Below are 14066 nucleotides of genomic sequence, written 5' to 3'. Positions count from 1 at the left end.
GTTTCTGTCGTGCCAAGAATTTCACCAGCCCGGACTACAATGCTGACATTTCATAACCACCTTGCGGGGCTGAAAATTCGGGCTGTAGATATCTGTCGCCTTTTAATCATTATTCTGCGTGAATACCGCGAAGTTGGCCGCCTGCGGCCCGAGCGGTTTCTGCCGGTTGAGCACTATTGAAGACATTTGACCATTTGACCGTTGTCGGTCTGCGCGAGTGGATAGCGCTCCCGGATTTGGGAGTCGCGGGCCTTCGGGCAAAAATCGACACCGGTGCCAGCACCTCAAGCCTCCACGCCACTGAAATCGAGCCATTCGAGCGCGATGGAGAGCAGTGGGTGCGCTTTACCGCTCACCTGGGTTCCGTCGTCCAGCTGCGCCACCGACGCTGCGAAGCACCGCTGGTGACGATGAAAACCATTAAAAGCTCAAACGGTCACGCGCAGGTGCGATACGTGATCAGCACCACCCTGGCCCTTGGTGATCGGGTCTGGCGGGTCGAGTTCACGCTCGCCTGCCGCAAGTCCATGCGCTATCGCCTGCTGCTCGGCTCCAAAGCCCTGATCGACGGCCAGTTGGTGGTCAATCCGGGCATCAAGTATGTACAAGACAAGCCGGTGTTCCCGGTATCTACCTCCTCCACAGGTGTTGCATGAAGATCGCTGTGCTGTCGCGGAATCCGCGTCTGTATTCCACCCGTCGCCTGGTCGAAGCCGGTACCGAACGTGGTCATGAAATGGTGGTGGTCGATACCCTGCGCGCCTACATGAACATTGCCAGCCACAAGCCGCAGATCCACTACCGCGGAAAGCCACTGGAGGGTTTCGATGCGGTGATTCCACGGATCGGTGCGTCCGTGACGTTCTATGGTTGCGCGGTGCTGCGTCAGTTCGAAATGATGGGGGTATTCCCGCTCAACGAATCGGTGGCCATTGCCCGTTCGCGGGACAAGCTGCGCTCACTGCAATTGTTGTCCCGTCGGGGGATCGGTTTGCCGGTTACCGGGTTTGCCCACTCCCCCGATGACATTCCCGACCTGATCGAAATGGTCAACGGCGCGCCGTTGGTGATCAAGGTGCTGGAAGGCACCCAGGGCATTGGCGTGGTGCTATGTGAAACCGCGACAGCGGCAGAGTCGGTGATCGAGGCGTTCATGGGCCTCAAGCAGAACATCATGGTTCAGGAGTACATCAAGGAAGCCGGCGGCGCGGACATTCGCTGCTTCGTCGTCGGTGACAAGGTGATTGCAGCGATGAAGCGCCAGGCCAAACCCGGCGAGTTTCGCTCCAACCTGCATCGCGGTGGCAGCGCGAGCCTGATCAAGATCACGCCAGAGGAGCGCATGACCGCTTTGCGCGCGGCGAAGGTCATGGGCCTGGCGGTCGCCGGTGTCGACATCCTGCGCTCCAATCACGGGCCGCTGGTGATGGAAGTGAACTCCTCGCCGGGGCTTGAAGGGATCGAGACCACCACCGGGAAGAATGTGGCGGGGATCATCATTGAGCATTTGGAGAAGAACGGCGGGCCGAACATGACGCGGACCAAAGGGAAGGGCTAAAAGCAGCTATAAGCTGCAAGCTTTAAGCGGCAAGTGAAAAGCCGCTTTTCTTGCAGCTTGAAGCTTGGCGCTCGAAGCTGCCTTTAAACCGCATCCCGCGGCAGCATCAACCCCAGCGGCAACCGCACCCGAGCCTCCAGCCCACCGCCCGAACGGTTACGCAGCTCAACATTCCCGCCATGCATCGAAGCAATTCGCTTGACGATCGCCAACCCCAATCCAGTGCCCTTGCCGCCGCGCGCGCGGTCACCACGGGTGAACGGGTTGAAGATCGCTTCCAGTTCCGATGGGTCGATCCCGGCGCCACGGTCCATGACGCTCAGCACCACGTATGGCGCAGCGATGTCACCCGAGACATAGGCCGCCACTTCCACACCGCTGCCCGCGTGATGCAACGCGTTGCCGATCAAGTTGTTCAGCAGTCGTTTCATCGACACACGACGTAACGGAAACGGCTGGATCGGCTCCAGGCGCAGCCGCACTTTTTCTTCATTCTGGTTGTAGGGCGCAGCGACCTCGCGGACCAGGTCGCTGAGGTCAACTTCTTCTACCGACTCGTCACGCCCGTCGCGAATGAACGCCAGGAATTGATCGAGAATCGCGTCCATGTCTTCGATGTCACGAACCATGTCGTCGGTCAGATCGGTGCGATCCCCCATCAGCTCCAGGGACAGGCGCAAGCGGGTCAACGGCGTGCGCAAATCATGGGAAACCCCGGCCAGCATCAGTTCACGCTCGCGACCGGCCTGTTCGACGTCTTCGGCCATCTGGTTGAAGGCGCGGTAAACCTCGGTCATCTCACTCGGTGTATCGCTGATCGGCAGGCGCACGCTGCGGCCCTGACCCAGTTGCCGCGCGGCGTACACCAGACGTTTCAATGGCTGGTTGAGTTGGCTGACGAAGATCCATGCCGCCGCAGTGGACAGCAACCCAATGGCAAGGAACCAGCCAAGCACGTTCCAGATTTTCTGACCGCGCAGTGGGTGCGGATACAGGGGAACCTTGAGCCAACCCTCACCCAGGCTTGGCGCTCGAACCCATAACGCTGGCGGTGCATGCATGCGCAATCGCACTTCGGTGTCAGCCCCCAGCTCAGCCTGCATTTGCCGCTGATAGATCTCACTGTAGGGCCAGTGTTGCTCGCCCTCCGGCACTCCCGCCCCCACCACTCGTATCAGGGGCACGGCACCAGCGATTTTGTCTCGGTTTTCTTCATCGGCTGCCCAATAGGCACGCAGCGTCAGGGCGACACCGTGGCTGTACTGGCGGTCCACCAGCACATCCTCGTTCATCAGCAGATAAACCAGGGTCAGCGCCTTGGAAAAGAGAACGACGATGAGCACCAGCCAAAGGGTGCGGGAGAAAAAGCTCTGGGGGAACCAAACGGGGGTTTTCATGGATAACCGTTAGACATTGCAGGAGCGAGCGATGCTCGCATATTGCGGATCGCGAGTCTGCGGACAGGATCGATCGATCCGTTGTCCGCATGACCCGCTCCTACAAATCGACAATCACTTGGTGGCGGTACCATCCGGAACAAACACGTAACCCACGCCCCAGACAGTCTGGATATAACGCGGTTTGGACGGGTCGGGCTCGATCATCCGGCGCAGTCGGGAAATCTGCACATCGATGGATCGCTCCAGGGCGTCCCACTCGCGACCGCGGGCCAGGTTCATCAGTTTGTCGCGGGTCAGCGGCTGACGCGCGTTCATCACCAGGGCCTTGAGTACCGCGAACTCGCCGGTGGTGAGCATGTGTACTTCTTCGCCGCGCTTGAGCTCGCGGGTGGCCAGGGATAACTCGTAGTCACCGAAGGTCACGCTTTCGTCTTCGCTGCCCGGGGCGCCCGGCACCGGAGCCGACTGGCGACGCAATACCGCCTTGACGCGAGCCATCAGCTCATCGGGGTTGAACGGCTTGGCCAGGTAATCGTCGGCGCCCAGTTCCAGGCCCTTGATCCGGCTCAGCTCGTCGCCCTTGGCGGTGAGCATGATGATCGGAATCTGGTTGTTCGCGTTGCGCAGGCGGCGGCAGGCGGTCAGGCCGTCTTCGCCAGGCAACATCAGGTCGAGGACGACCAGGTTGAACACTTCGCGCGCCAGCAGGCGATCCATTTGCTCGGTGTTCGGGACGGCGCGGGCGCGGTAGCCCTTGCTGACGAAAAAACGTTCCAGCAGGCTGCTGAGCCCCGGATCGTCGTCAACGATAAGAATTTTTTCGCCTTCAGCAGTTTGTGCAGTGCTGCTCATTGGATGCTCCTTTGATCTCGGCGCGCATTATGGCGTAGCTACCGTTACACGCACCGTGTGCATTGTTAGCAGATTTTTCCTTTAGTGCCAGAAAACCGGCCTTTGCACCGGTAACCGGTGATGCCCCCGAATGCCGTAACGCTGGTTATAATGCGCGGCCTTTTGTGTCAGGCAACGTCAGACCGGTACTACAGAGGGATGCGAATTATTTTGCTCGCGTCCGCAGTAATTGTTCGATTTCACGGGTCAACGCTATGCCTGTCGACCCAGGCAGCGGCGCTGGCCAGGCCGCTCAACCAGACTCGCAAAGGCCCTGTTTCCGCGCCTGCGAGCCTGCTTTCACAATTTGTCAGGTGGTTTTATGGACAGCATCAACAGCCGCATCGCCGAGGAACTCGGTGTACGCCCACAACAGGTCGAAGCGGCCGTCGCGCTACTCGATGAAGGCTCTACCGTTCCCTTCATCGCCCGTTACCGTAAAGAAGTGACCGGCAGCCTCGACGATACGCAATTGCGTCATCTGGAAGAGCGCCTGCGCTACCTGCGAGAACTCGACGAACGGCGCATCAGCATCCTTGCCAGCATCGAAGAGCAAGGCAAGTTGACCCCGCAACTGGAACGCGACATCAAGCTCGCCGACACCAAGACCCGTCTCGAAGACTTGTACCTGCCATACAAGCAAAAGCGCCGCACCAAGGGCCAGATCGCCCTGGAAGCCGGCCTCGGCGAGCTGGCCGACGGCCTGTTCAACGATCCGTCCCTGAGCCCGGAAACCGAAGCCGCGCGCTTCATCGACGCGGAAAAAGGCGTGGCCGATGTGAAGGCTGCCCTCGAAGGCGCCAAGTACATCCTCATGGAACGCTTTGCCGAAGACGCAGGCCTGTTGGAAAAGCTGCGCAACTTCCTCAAGCAGGAAGCCACCCTCAGTGCCCGCGTGATCGCCGGCAAGGAAGAAGAAGGCGCCAAGTTCCGCGACTACTTCGAACACGACGAACCGCTCAAAAGCATGCCTTCGCACCGCGCGCTGGCGATTTTCCGTGGCCGCAACGAAGGCATTCTCAGCTCCGCGCTGAAAGTCGGCGACGAACTGCCCGGCACCATGCACCCATGCGAAGGGATGATCGGCCAGCACGTCGGCATCCAGAACCAGAACCGCGCTGCCGACAAATGGCTGGGCGAAGTGGTGCGCTGGACCTGGAAGGTCAAGCTCTACACCCATCTGGAAACCGACCTGCTGGGCGAACTGCGCGATGGCGCGGAAACCGAAGCGATCAACGTGTTCGCTCACAACCTGCACGACCTGCTGTTGTCGGCCCCGGCCGGCCCGCGCGCCACCCTGGGCCTCGACCCTGGCCTGCGTACCGGTTGCAAGGTGGCCGTGGTCGACGCCACCGGCAAGCTGCTGGATCACGCCACGGTTTACCCGCACGTACCGCACAATAAATGGGACCAGACCCTCGCCGTGCTCGCCGCCCTGTGCGCCAAGCACTCCGTGGACCTGATCGCCATCGGCAACGGCACCGCCAGCCGTGAAACCGACAAGCTGGCCGCCGATCTGATCAAAAAATATCCAGCGATGAAAATGACCAAGGTCATGGTCTCCGAGGCCGGCGCTTCGGTTTACTCGGCGTCGGAATTGGCCGCCAGGGAGTTCCCCGACCTGGACGTGTCGATCCGTGGCGCGGTATCGATTGCCCGTCGCCTGCAGGATCCACTGGCTGAACTGGTGAAGATCGACCCGAAATCCATCGGTGTCGGCCAGTACCAGCACGACGTGTCACAACTGAAACTGGCGCGCGGCCTGGATGCTGTGGTCGAGGACTGCGTGAACGCCGTCGGCGTGGACGTGAACACCGCCTCCGTAGCGTTGCTGGCACGCATCTCCGGCCTCAACGCGACCCTGGCGCAGAACATCGTCAGTCACCGCGACGAGCACGGCGCGTTCAAGACCCGCGCCGCGCTGAAGAAAGTCGCGCGCCTGGGCGAAAAAACCTTCGAGCAGGCGGCCGGATTCCTGCGCGTGATGAACGGCGACAATCCCCTGGACGCCTCCGCGGTGCACCCGGAAGCCTATCCACTCGTGCAGCGCATCGCCGCCGAGACTGATCGCGATATTCGTTCGCTGATTGGCGACAGTGCCTTCCTCAAGCGCCTGGACCCGAAAAAATTCACCGACGAAACCTTCGGCTTGCCCACTGTCACCGACATCCTTCAGGAACTGGACAAGCCAGGTCGCGACCCGCGTCCCGAGTTCAAGACCGCCGAGTTCCTGGAAGGCGTCGAAGACCTCAAGGACCTGCAACCGGGCATGATCCTCGAAGGTGTGGTGACCAACGTGACCGCATTCGGCGCATTCGTCGACATCGGCGTGCATCAGGACGGTTTGGTGCATATCTCCGCGCTTTCGGAGAAGTTCATCAAGGATCCGCGCGAAGCGGTGAAAGCCGGCGACGTGGTGAAAGTGAAGGTCATGGAAGTCGACATCCCGCGCAAACGCGTGGGCCTGTCGATGCGCATGAGCGACACACCGGGGGAGAAAATCGACGGCGCTCGCGGCGCGCGTCCGGGGTCGGCGCCACGTCAGTCCCAGAACACCGCTCCGCGCAAGGAAACCACGGCGGCTGCACCGAGCAACAATGCCATGGCTTCACTGTTCGCCAATGCCAAGCAGTTGAAGAAACGCTGATGGATATCCCGGCCGGCCTGATCGAAAGCGCGTTTTTCAAGCTGCTGGGCTGCCGCTTGCACAGTCTGGAAACCGGGGTGGCGCAAGTCGCCCTGGTGCTGGAACCCGAGCTGCGCAATCGCAGCGGCAAGCTGCACGGCGGGGCCTTGTTCAGTCTGGTGGACATCGCCATGGGGCTGGCCTGTTCCAGCACCCACGGCTTTGACCAGCAGAGCGCGACCATCGAGTGCAAGATCAACTACATCCGCGCCGTCTCTGACGGCGAGGTGATGTGCACGGCGCGGGTGATCCACCCGGGCCGTCGCACCCTGGTGGTCGAGGCCGATGTGATGCAGGGCGACAAACTGGTCGCAAAAGCACAAGGCACGTTCGCTGTCCTGTAGCTAGTCGTCATCGATTTGAGTTAATTTCGACGCAATGCCTTTCCCTGTAGGAGCGAGCAAGCTCGCGATGGATCCGAGAACACCGCTGGGTGTCAGGCTTCCAGCGTCATCGTTGACGTCCATCGCGAGCATGCTCGCTCCTACAGGGAGGTTGTGCAGTTTTTGACCAACCGGCGACAAAAACCAGGCGAAAACGCCAGTTTTAACTTCACCCTTGTAGACCGTCTTGCCCACCCCCATATTGGGGCGACTGACGCGTGAAGGAATCCAACTTGAGCGAACTTCTCAACCGCCGCCTGGCTCTGCTCGGCGAGCGCGCCAACCTCTCTCTGCTCGAACAGTGCCTTCACGGCATCGAACGTGAATGCCTGCGCGTGACCGGCGAAGGTCGTCTGGCGCAAACGCCGCACCCGGAAGAATTGGGTTCCGCGCTGACCAACGAACAGATCACCACCGATTATTCCGAGTCGCTGCTGGAGTTCATCACTCCGGCCCTGCCCGACCCGGCGGACACGCTGGCGAGCCTGGACAGCATTCATCGCTTTGCCTACAGCAAGCTCGGCAACGAGTACCTGTGGAGTCCGTCGATGCCGTGCCCGTTGCCGGCTGAGGAGGACATCCCGATCGCCTACTACGGCACGTCCAACATCGGGCAACTCAAGTACGTGTACCGCAAGGGCCTGGCCCTGCGTTACGGCAAGACGATGCAGTGCATTGCCGGCATCCACTACAACTTTTCCCTGCCGGAAAAACTCTGGCCGTTGCTCAAGCAGGCCGAAGGCTTTGTCGGCACCGACCGCGATTTCCAGTCGTCGTCCTACATCGCACTGATCCGCAACTTCCGCCGCTACAGCTGGCTGCTGATGTACCTGTTCGGTGCGTCACCGGCATTGGACGCCGGCTTCCTGCGCGGTCGCTCGCATCAGTTGGAACAGTTGGACCCGCAAACCTTGTACCTGCCGTACGCCACCAGCCTGCGCATGAGCGACCTGGGTTACCAGAGCAACGCCCAGGCCGGCCTGACGCCGTGCTACAACGACCTGAACAGCTACACCGACAGCCTGCGCAAAGCGGTGGCCACGCCGTACGCACCCTATGTCGAAGTCGGCACCCACCAGGATGGCGAGTGGGTACAGCTCAACACCAACATCCTGCAGATCGAAAACGAGTACTACTCCAACATCCGCCCGAAACGCGTGACCTACTCCGGCGAACGTCCGATCCAGGCACTGATGGCCCGTGGCATCCAGTACGTTGAAGTGCGCTGCCTGGATATCAACCCGTTCCTGCCGATGGGCATCGACCTCACCGAGTCGCGTTTCCTCGACGCGTTCCTGTTGTATTGCGCGCTCAACGACAGCCCGCTGCTGACCAGCACCAGTTGCGGCAATGCGACGTCGAACTTCCTCAGTGTGGTCAAGGAGGGTCGTCGTCCGGGCCTGCAGTTGCAACGGGATGGCCAGCCGGTCGACCTGAAGGAATGGGCCGCTGAGCTGCTGGAAAATATTGCCCCTCTGGCGGCGATGCTCGATCAGAGCCATGGCGGCGATGCCCACAGCAAGGCGCTGGACGCCCAGTTGGCCAAGGTCCAGGACCCTTCCCTGACGCCATCGGCCCAGGTCTTGGCAGCCATGGCCGAGCACAAGGAAAGCTTTGCCCAGTTCTCCCTGCGCCAGAGCCAGGCCCATGCCGAATTCTTCCGCAGCGAGCCATTGGCGGCTGAGGAACAAGCCCGGTTCGAAGAACTGGCGCGTGCGTCACTGGCTCAACAGGCTGAGCTGGAACAGAGCGAAGTCGGTGATTTCGATGTGTTTGTCGGGGCTTACCAGGCGAGCATTCTGGCAATCAGTAACTAACCGTCAAAACAGCCCCCCTGTGGGAGCGAGCTTGCTCGCTCCCACAAAGGTTCCTCCCCCCCAGAAACTCCTCTCATAAGCTAATTCGAAAAAGTTATTTATTTTCGAATTTTTAGATCATTTAGTCTCTTTCTCACGCCGACACTCGGTCGCCTGACAAGGAGCTTTCTGATGAAACTGACTTCCCCTCTACGCTTGCTGGCGGCCGACGGCGCCAGGTTCATCACCCACTGATCGGGAGTCCACGCGATGGCTTTGCTACAACTGGAGCGCATCAGCGCACGGTACCCCGGCAACCCGGAACCGGTGTTGGCGGATATCTCCCTGAACCTTGGGCCTCGGCAATTGCTGGTCGCCCTCGGCCCGTCCGGCAGCGGCAAGACTTCGCTGTTGAACCTGATTGCCGGTTTCGTCGAACCCAGCGCCGGGCGCATCACCCTTGATGGCGTTCCAGTCAAAGGTCCGAGCGCCGAGCGCGGCGTGGTGTTCCAGGACGATGCGCTGCTGCCGTGGCAAGACGTGCTGGCCAACGTCGGTTTTGGCCTGGAGCTGGCCGGCATCGCCCGGGACAAACGCGAAACCCGCGCCAGGGAAATGCTCGCACTGGTCGATCTGTCCGGTTTTGAACAGCGGCGCATCTGGCAGCTTTCCGGCGGTCAGAAGCAACGTGTCGGCCTGGCTCGCGCCCTCGCCGCCGACCCGCGCGTGTTGCTCATGGACGAACCGTTCGGTGCCCTCGACGCTTTCACCCGCGAGCAGATGCAGGAGCTGTTGCTGCAAGTCTGGCAACGCACCGCCAAACCGGTGTTCCTGATTACCCACGACATCGAAGAAGCCGTGTTCCTCGCCACCGACCTGATTCTATTGGCGCCCAACCCGGGACAAGTCGTCGAGCGCCTGAGCCTCGATTTCGGCCAGCGTTATGCCGCCGGTGAGTCGGCTCGCTCGATCAAATCCGACCCGCGCTTCATCGAAACCCGCGAACACGTACTCGCCAAAGTGTTCGCTCAACGCAGCGCCGCCCAGCGGCAGGAGCGCGCATGAGCAGCTACGAAATTCCAGTCGCCGCGATAAAGCCAGGCACGCCCGTGACACCTGCACGACGCAGCTTGAGCACTCGCTGGATCAGTGCGCTGACACTGGTCGCTCTCGTTGTTCTTTGGTGGGCCGTCACGGCGACCGGCTTGATCGAGCCGCTGTTCCTGCCGCCGCCCTCCGCCGTTCTGCAAAAAGGCTGGCTGCTGGCGACTTCGGGCTACATGGATTCCACCCTGTGGCAGCACCTCGGCGCGAGCCTGAGCCGCATCGGCCTGGGCCTCGGTTTTGCGATCCTCACCGCCGTCCCGGTGGGCATCGCCATCGGCGCCAACCGTATTGCCCGTGGTGTGCTCGATCCGCTGATCGAGTTCTACCGGCCGATTCCGCCGCTGGCCTACCTGCCGCTGATCGTGATCTGGTGCGGCATCGGTGAACTGTCGAAAGTGCTGCTGATCTACCTGGCGATCTTCGCCCCTATTGCCGTCGCCACCGCCATCGGCGTGCGCACGGTCGACCCGGCCAAATTGCGTGCCGCGCAGTCGTTGGGTGCGACACGGGCACAGTTGATTCGTCACGTGATTTTGCCGAGTGCCTTGCCCGATATCCTGACCGGCGTGCGCATTGGTCTCGGTGTGGGTTGGTCGACTCTGGTCGCCGCCGAACTGATCGCCGCCACCAGCGGCCTGGGCTTCATGGTGCAGTCGGCCGCGCAGTTCCTGGTCACCGACGTGGTAGTACTGGGGATCCTGGTGATCGCACTGATCGCCTTCGCCATGGAGTTGGGCCTGCGAGCCCTGCAACGCAGACTGGTGCCGTGGCACGGCCAGGTCCACTGAATATCGACCCCCTGTAGGAGCGGGTGCCCGCTTGCGGCAGGCTCGCGATTGCAGAGTGTCAGGCACCCCTGTTGTGACTGACATATCGCTTTCGCGAGCAAGCCCGCTCCCACAAAAAGCTCGGCCCCCCCGAATTTGAGAGAACCACCATGAGCCAGTTCACCATCGTCCCCCTGAGCTCCGCCCTCGGCGCGCAAATCAGCGGCATCGACATCAGCCAGCCGCTGAACACGGAACAACGCAATACCCTCGAACAAGCCCTGCTCAAGCATCAAGTCCTGTTCTTTCGCGACCAGCCGATCACGCCACAACAACAGGCGCGATTCGCGGCGAACTTTGGCGACCTGCACATTCACCCGATCTACCCCAATGTGCCGGAACAGCCGGAAGTGCTGATCCTCGACACCGCTGTCACCGACGTGCGCGACAACGCAATCTGGCACACCGACGTGACCTTCCTGCCGACCCCGGCCATGGGCGCGGTGCTCAGTGCCAAGCTGCTGCCGGAGTTTGGTGGCGATACCTTGTGGGCCAGCGGGATTGCCGCGTATGAAGCCCTGTCGGCGCCGATGAAAACCTTGCTCGAAGGCCTGACCGCCACTCACGATTTCACTCGTTCGTTCCCGCTGGAGCGCTACGGCAATACGCCTGAAGCGCTGGTTCAGTGGGAAGAAGCACGACGCAAGAACCCGCCGCTGTCGCACCCGGTGATCCGCACACACCCGGTCAGCGGGCGCCGCTCACTGTTCGTCAATGAAGGCTTCACCTCGAAGATCAACGAACTGTCGGAAACCGAAAGCGATGCGATTCTAAAGTTTCTGTTCGCCCATGGGACGCGCCCGGAATTCACCATTCGCTGGCGCTGGCAGCAGGACGACATTGCATTCTGGGATAACCGCGTGACCCAACACTACGCCGTCGATGATTACCGGCCGGCGCGGCGGGTGATGCAGCGGGCGACGGTGTTGGGGGATGTGCCGTTTTTTCGTTGAACCTTGGGATCTTTGCTGTCAGGACTGGCCTCTTCGTCGGAACACCGACAAATCAACGACAGGCTTGCATGATCAGGCGCGGTAGGAACAAAGTCGCAAAAGCTACGTACAGGCGACACCGATCGCAAGGATGAAGCAAGCCATGCATACCACCATCATCATCACCTTCGGCCTGATCCTGCTCGCGATGATGCTGTTCATCGGCGAGAAAATCGGCTTCAGCCGGCAGACCCTCACCTACAGTTTCGTGATCCTGTGGCTGGCGTTGACGGTGATCAACGGCGCCATCGGCATGGTGTCCGCCGGTCAGTCGCTGAGCACGGAACTGGGGATAGGCACGATGGTGTTCAGCATTCCGGTGGCGGCGCTGGTGTTGTTCATGGTGCTGAGCGCCGAGAACTGAACAGCCCCGGCGCCCTGCTCGGAATCAACGCACCAGATGCAGGAACTGCATGTGCCGTTCGTACTGGTCGAGGATGTCGTTAATGATCTGCTCCCTGGTGTAGCCCATCAGATCGTAGTCCTGGCTACCCTCGCTCAAGTGCACTTCGGCCCGGTAGTAACGGCGATTGTTGAGCTGCTTGGAACCCATGCCGCCACGGGCGAACGACGGCGTGAAATAGCCGCGCATCTGCACCTGGTAAACGAACGGATGTTGATCACCGTGGCCGATTTCCAGGCTGACGCTATCTGTGGCCGGATCGGGATGCGTCGCCACATGCAAACCCTTTTCCCGGAACACGGCCGACACTTCCTCGATCGCCGGACGCACCGTTGTATCGAGGAAGCGATAAACCTCGTCCCGCGAAGGGAAATGCACGGCCTGACTCAAGCGTTGCCGCCAGCCGCCGCGCCGTGATCCGGAGACCGGCGCCAGGGAATGCATCTGTGCGATCTGCTTCTGCGATTCCAGATAAAACGCCTTGTGCAGCCCCCACATCATCAATAACAGAATCAGCGAGAACGGCAGCGAGGTCAGCACCACCGCCGACTTCAACGCATCGATGCTACCGGAGAACAGCAGCGCGCTGGTCACCAGCGCGGTCATCGCGCCCCAGAACACCCGCAGCCATTTCGGCCCGTCTTCATCGGGATTGCCGCCCTTGGCGGACAGCGTCGAGAGCACCACGGTGCCAGAGTCGGCGGAGGTGACGAAAAACACGAAGCTGATGAATACCGTGACCGCGATGACGGTCTTGCTCCACGGGTAGGTTTCCAGCAGCAGATAGAGCGTCATCGACGGGTTGTCGAGGGCTGACAGGCCGAGCGCGCTCATGCCGTGATTGAGCACTTGATCGATGGCGCTGTTACCGAAGATCGACATCCACGCCAGAGTGAAGCCGAGCGGAATCAACAACACGCCGAAGACGAATTCGCGGATAGTCCGACCACGGGAAATCCGCGCAATGAACAAGCCCACGAAGGGCGACCAGGCGATCCACCAGGCCCAGTAGAACACTGTCCAGCCACCCAGCCAGTCGCTGGGTTTGTCGTAGGCGTAAAGGTCGAAACTTTTCATCGGCAAGGCGCCGAGGTAATCGCCGAGGTTCTGGATCAGGGTGTTGAGCAAGTGCTGGGTCGGGCCGGCGAACAACACGAACAGCAACAGCGCACAGGCCAGCAGCATGTTGATGTCGGACATGACCCGCACACCCTTGTCGACGCCGGATACGGCCACGATGATCGCCGCCCCCATCATCAAGGTGATCAGGCCGACCTGAATCCATTGGGTGTGGGCGATGCCGAACAGATAGTCCAGGCCCGAGTTGAGGTGCAAGACACCGAAGCCCATGTCGGCGCCGAGGCCGAACACCGTGGCGATGATGCCAAAGCCGTCCACCGCGTAACCGATGGGACCATTGATGCGCTTGCCGATCAGCGGATACAGCGCCGAACGCAGGGCCAATGGCAGGTTATGCCGGTAGGCAAAGTAGGCCAGCGCCATGCCGACAAAGGCGAACACGCCCCAGCCATGCAGGCCCCAGTGCAGAAACAGAATCTGCATCGCCTGGCGCGCCGCATCTGCCGTCCCGGCCTCGCCTTGGGGCGGTTGCAGCATGTGGGTCAGGGGCTCGGACACGCAGAAGAAAAACAGGGTGATGCTGATCCCGGCGGCGAACAACATGCCGGCCCAGGACAGGTAACTGAATTCGGGCTCGTCGTGGTCGGCACCGAGCTTGATCTTGCCGTAGCCGGACAAGGCGGTGACCACCACGAAGACCAGATACAGGGTCATCGCCAGCAGGTAATACCAGCCGACCGTGTTGGCCGCCCAGTTTTGCGCCGCCAGCAACCAGGCACCGGCCTGCTCGGGCATGGCGATGACAACGACACCGAACAACAGGATGAAACTCGCCGAGAACCAGAACACCGGCGGATTCATGCGGATCAGACCGCTTGGAGGGATGGACGATGCACTCATGTACGGTGCACCTCGAAGGGGGAAAACGTGGCTGTGGAAATCG

General features: G+C 61.0%; 12 protein-coding genes. 9 read left to right on the top strand and 3 right to left on the bottom strand.

What is annotated here, in order from left to right; translation table 11 throughout:
* Positions 1-194 precede the first annotated feature (194 nt).
* Together CAG47_RS22860 and rimK are read left to right on the top strand one after the other, a co-directional pair.
* Positions 195-656: an ATP-dependent zinc protease gene (locus CAG47_RS22860; RefSeq protein ID WP_177409066.1), complete on the top strand. Its 462-nt coding sequence runs from the start codon at positions 195-197 to the stop codon at positions 654-656.
* Positions 653-1558, top strand: coding sequence for a 30S ribosomal protein S6--L-glutamate ligase (gene rimK / locus CAG47_RS22855; RefSeq protein ID WP_007972871.1), 906 nt, complete (start codon positions 653-655; stop codon positions 1556-1558). The genes CAG47_RS22860 and rimK overlap by 4 nt, the downstream gene beginning before the upstream one ends.
* A gap of 83 nt (positions 1559-1641) precedes the next feature.
* Here rimK and CAG47_RS22850 read toward each other — a convergent pair whose 3' ends face one another.
* Together CAG47_RS22850 and ompR are read right to left on the bottom strand one after the other, a co-directional pair.
* Positions 1642-2955: an ATP-binding protein gene (locus CAG47_RS22850; RefSeq protein ID WP_085727676.1), complete on the bottom strand. Its 1314-nt coding sequence runs from the start codon at positions 2953-2955 to the stop codon at positions 1642-1644.
* 114 nt (positions 2956-3069) lie between these two features.
* The gene (ompR, locus tag CAG47_RS22845) at positions 3070-3810 is read right to left on the bottom strand and encodes a two-component system response regulator OmpR (protein ID WP_007972873.1); all 741 of its coding nucleotides are present in this window, start codon (positions 3808-3810) and stop codon (positions 3070-3072) included.
* Between the two features lie 361 nt (positions 3811-4171).
* Here ompR and CAG47_RS22840 point away from each other — a divergent pair, with 361 nt between their 5' ends.
* The 7 genes from CAG47_RS22840 (at position 4172) to CAG47_RS22805 (ending at position 12004) form a co-directional block, all read left to right on the top strand.
* Positions 4172-6496: a Tex family protein gene (locus CAG47_RS22840; RefSeq protein WP_085727674.1), complete on the top strand. Its 2325-nt coding sequence runs from the start codon at positions 4172-4174 to the stop codon at positions 6494-6496.
* Positions 6496-6879 (top strand): PaaI family thioesterase, encoded by a 384-nt coding sequence (locus CAG47_RS22835; RefSeq protein ID WP_085727673.1) that lies wholly within the window; start codon positions 6496-6498, stop codon positions 6877-6879. Before CAG47_RS22840 ends, CAG47_RS22835 begins: the two co-directional genes overlap by 1 nt.
* A 272-nt stretch (positions 6880-7151) precedes the next feature.
* A complete protein-coding gene (gshA, locus tag CAG47_RS22825) occupies positions 7152-8735 on the top strand; it encodes a glutamate--cysteine ligase (RefSeq protein ID WP_085727669.1) in 1584 nt (527 codons plus the stop codon).
* 249 nt (positions 8736-8984) lie between these two features.
* Positions 8985-9779, top strand: coding sequence for a taurine ABC transporter ATP-binding subunit (tauB, locus tag CAG47_RS22820; protein WP_085727667.1), 795 nt, complete (start codon positions 8985-8987; stop codon positions 9777-9779).
* Positions 9776-10609: a taurine ABC transporter permease TauC gene (gene tauC / locus CAG47_RS22815; RefSeq protein ID WP_085727664.1), complete on the top strand. Its 834-nt coding sequence runs from the start codon at positions 9776-9778 to the stop codon at positions 10607-10609. The genes tauB and tauC overlap by 4 nt, the downstream gene beginning before the upstream one ends.
* 149 nt (positions 10610-10758) lie before the next feature.
* On the top strand, positions 10759-11601 hold the full coding sequence (tauD, locus tag CAG47_RS22810; RefSeq protein WP_085727663.1) for a taurine dioxygenase: 843 nt from the start codon (positions 10759-10761) through the stop codon (positions 11599-11601).
* A 142-nt stretch (positions 11602-11743) separates the two neighbouring features.
* Positions 11744-12004 (top strand): hypothetical protein, encoded by a 261-nt coding sequence (locus CAG47_RS22805; RefSeq protein WP_085727661.1) that lies wholly within the window; start codon positions 11744-11746, stop codon positions 12002-12004.
* Between the two features lie 24 nt (positions 12005-12028).
* On the opposite strand, the gene betT is transcribed toward CAG47_RS22805, so the two are convergent.
* Entirely contained in the window at positions 12029-13984 is a 1956-nt protein-coding gene (gene betT, locus CAG47_RS22800; protein WP_177409064.1) for a choline transporter BetT, read from the bottom strand.
* Positions 13985-14066 lie beyond the last annotated feature (82 nt).

Source organism: Pseudomonas sp. R37(2017), from assembly GCF_002113375.1.
Lineage (GTDB): Bacteria > Pseudomonadota > Gammaproteobacteria > Pseudomonadales > Pseudomonadaceae > Aquipseudomonas.
The sequence above is the reverse complement of the archived record's forward strand: the minus strand, read 5'-3'. Positions and strand labels throughout refer to the sequence as shown.

Coding starts and splice junctions, on each gene's coding strand:
- rimK (WP_007972871.1), top strand. CDS start 653: ATGAAGATCGCTGTGCTGTCGCGGAATCCGCGTCTGTATTCCACCCGT.
- CAG47_RS22850 (WP_085727676.1), bottom strand. CDS start 2,955: ATGAAAACCCCCGTTTGGTTCCCCCAGAGCTTTTTCTCCCGCACCCTT.
- ompR (WP_007972873.1), bottom strand. CDS start 3,810: ATGAGCAGCACTGCACAAACTGCTGAAGGCGAAAAAATTCTTATCGTT.
- CAG47_RS22840 (WP_085727674.1), top strand. CDS start 4,172: ATGGACAGCATCAACAGCCGCATCGCCGAGGAACTCGGTGTACGCCCA.
- CAG47_RS22835 (WP_085727673.1), top strand. CDS start 6,496: ATGGATATCCCGGCCGGCCTGATCGAAAGCGCGTTTTTCAAGCTGCTG.
- tauB (WP_085727667.1), top strand. CDS start 8,985: ATGGCTTTGCTACAACTGGAGCGCATCAGCGCACGGTACCCCGGCAAC.
- tauC (WP_085727664.1), top strand. CDS start 9,776: ATGAGCAGCTACGAAATTCCAGTCGCCGCGATAAAGCCAGGCACGCCC.
- tauD (WP_085727663.1), top strand. CDS start 10,759: ATGAGCCAGTTCACCATCGTCCCCCTGAGCTCCGCCCTCGGCGCGCAA.
- CAG47_RS22805 (WP_085727661.1), top strand. CDS start 11,744: ATGCATACCACCATCATCATCACCTTCGGCCTGATCCTGCTCGCGATG.
- betT (WP_177409064.1), bottom strand. CDS start 13,984: ATGAATCCGCCGGTGTTCTGGTTCTCGGCGAGTTTCATCCTGTTGTTC.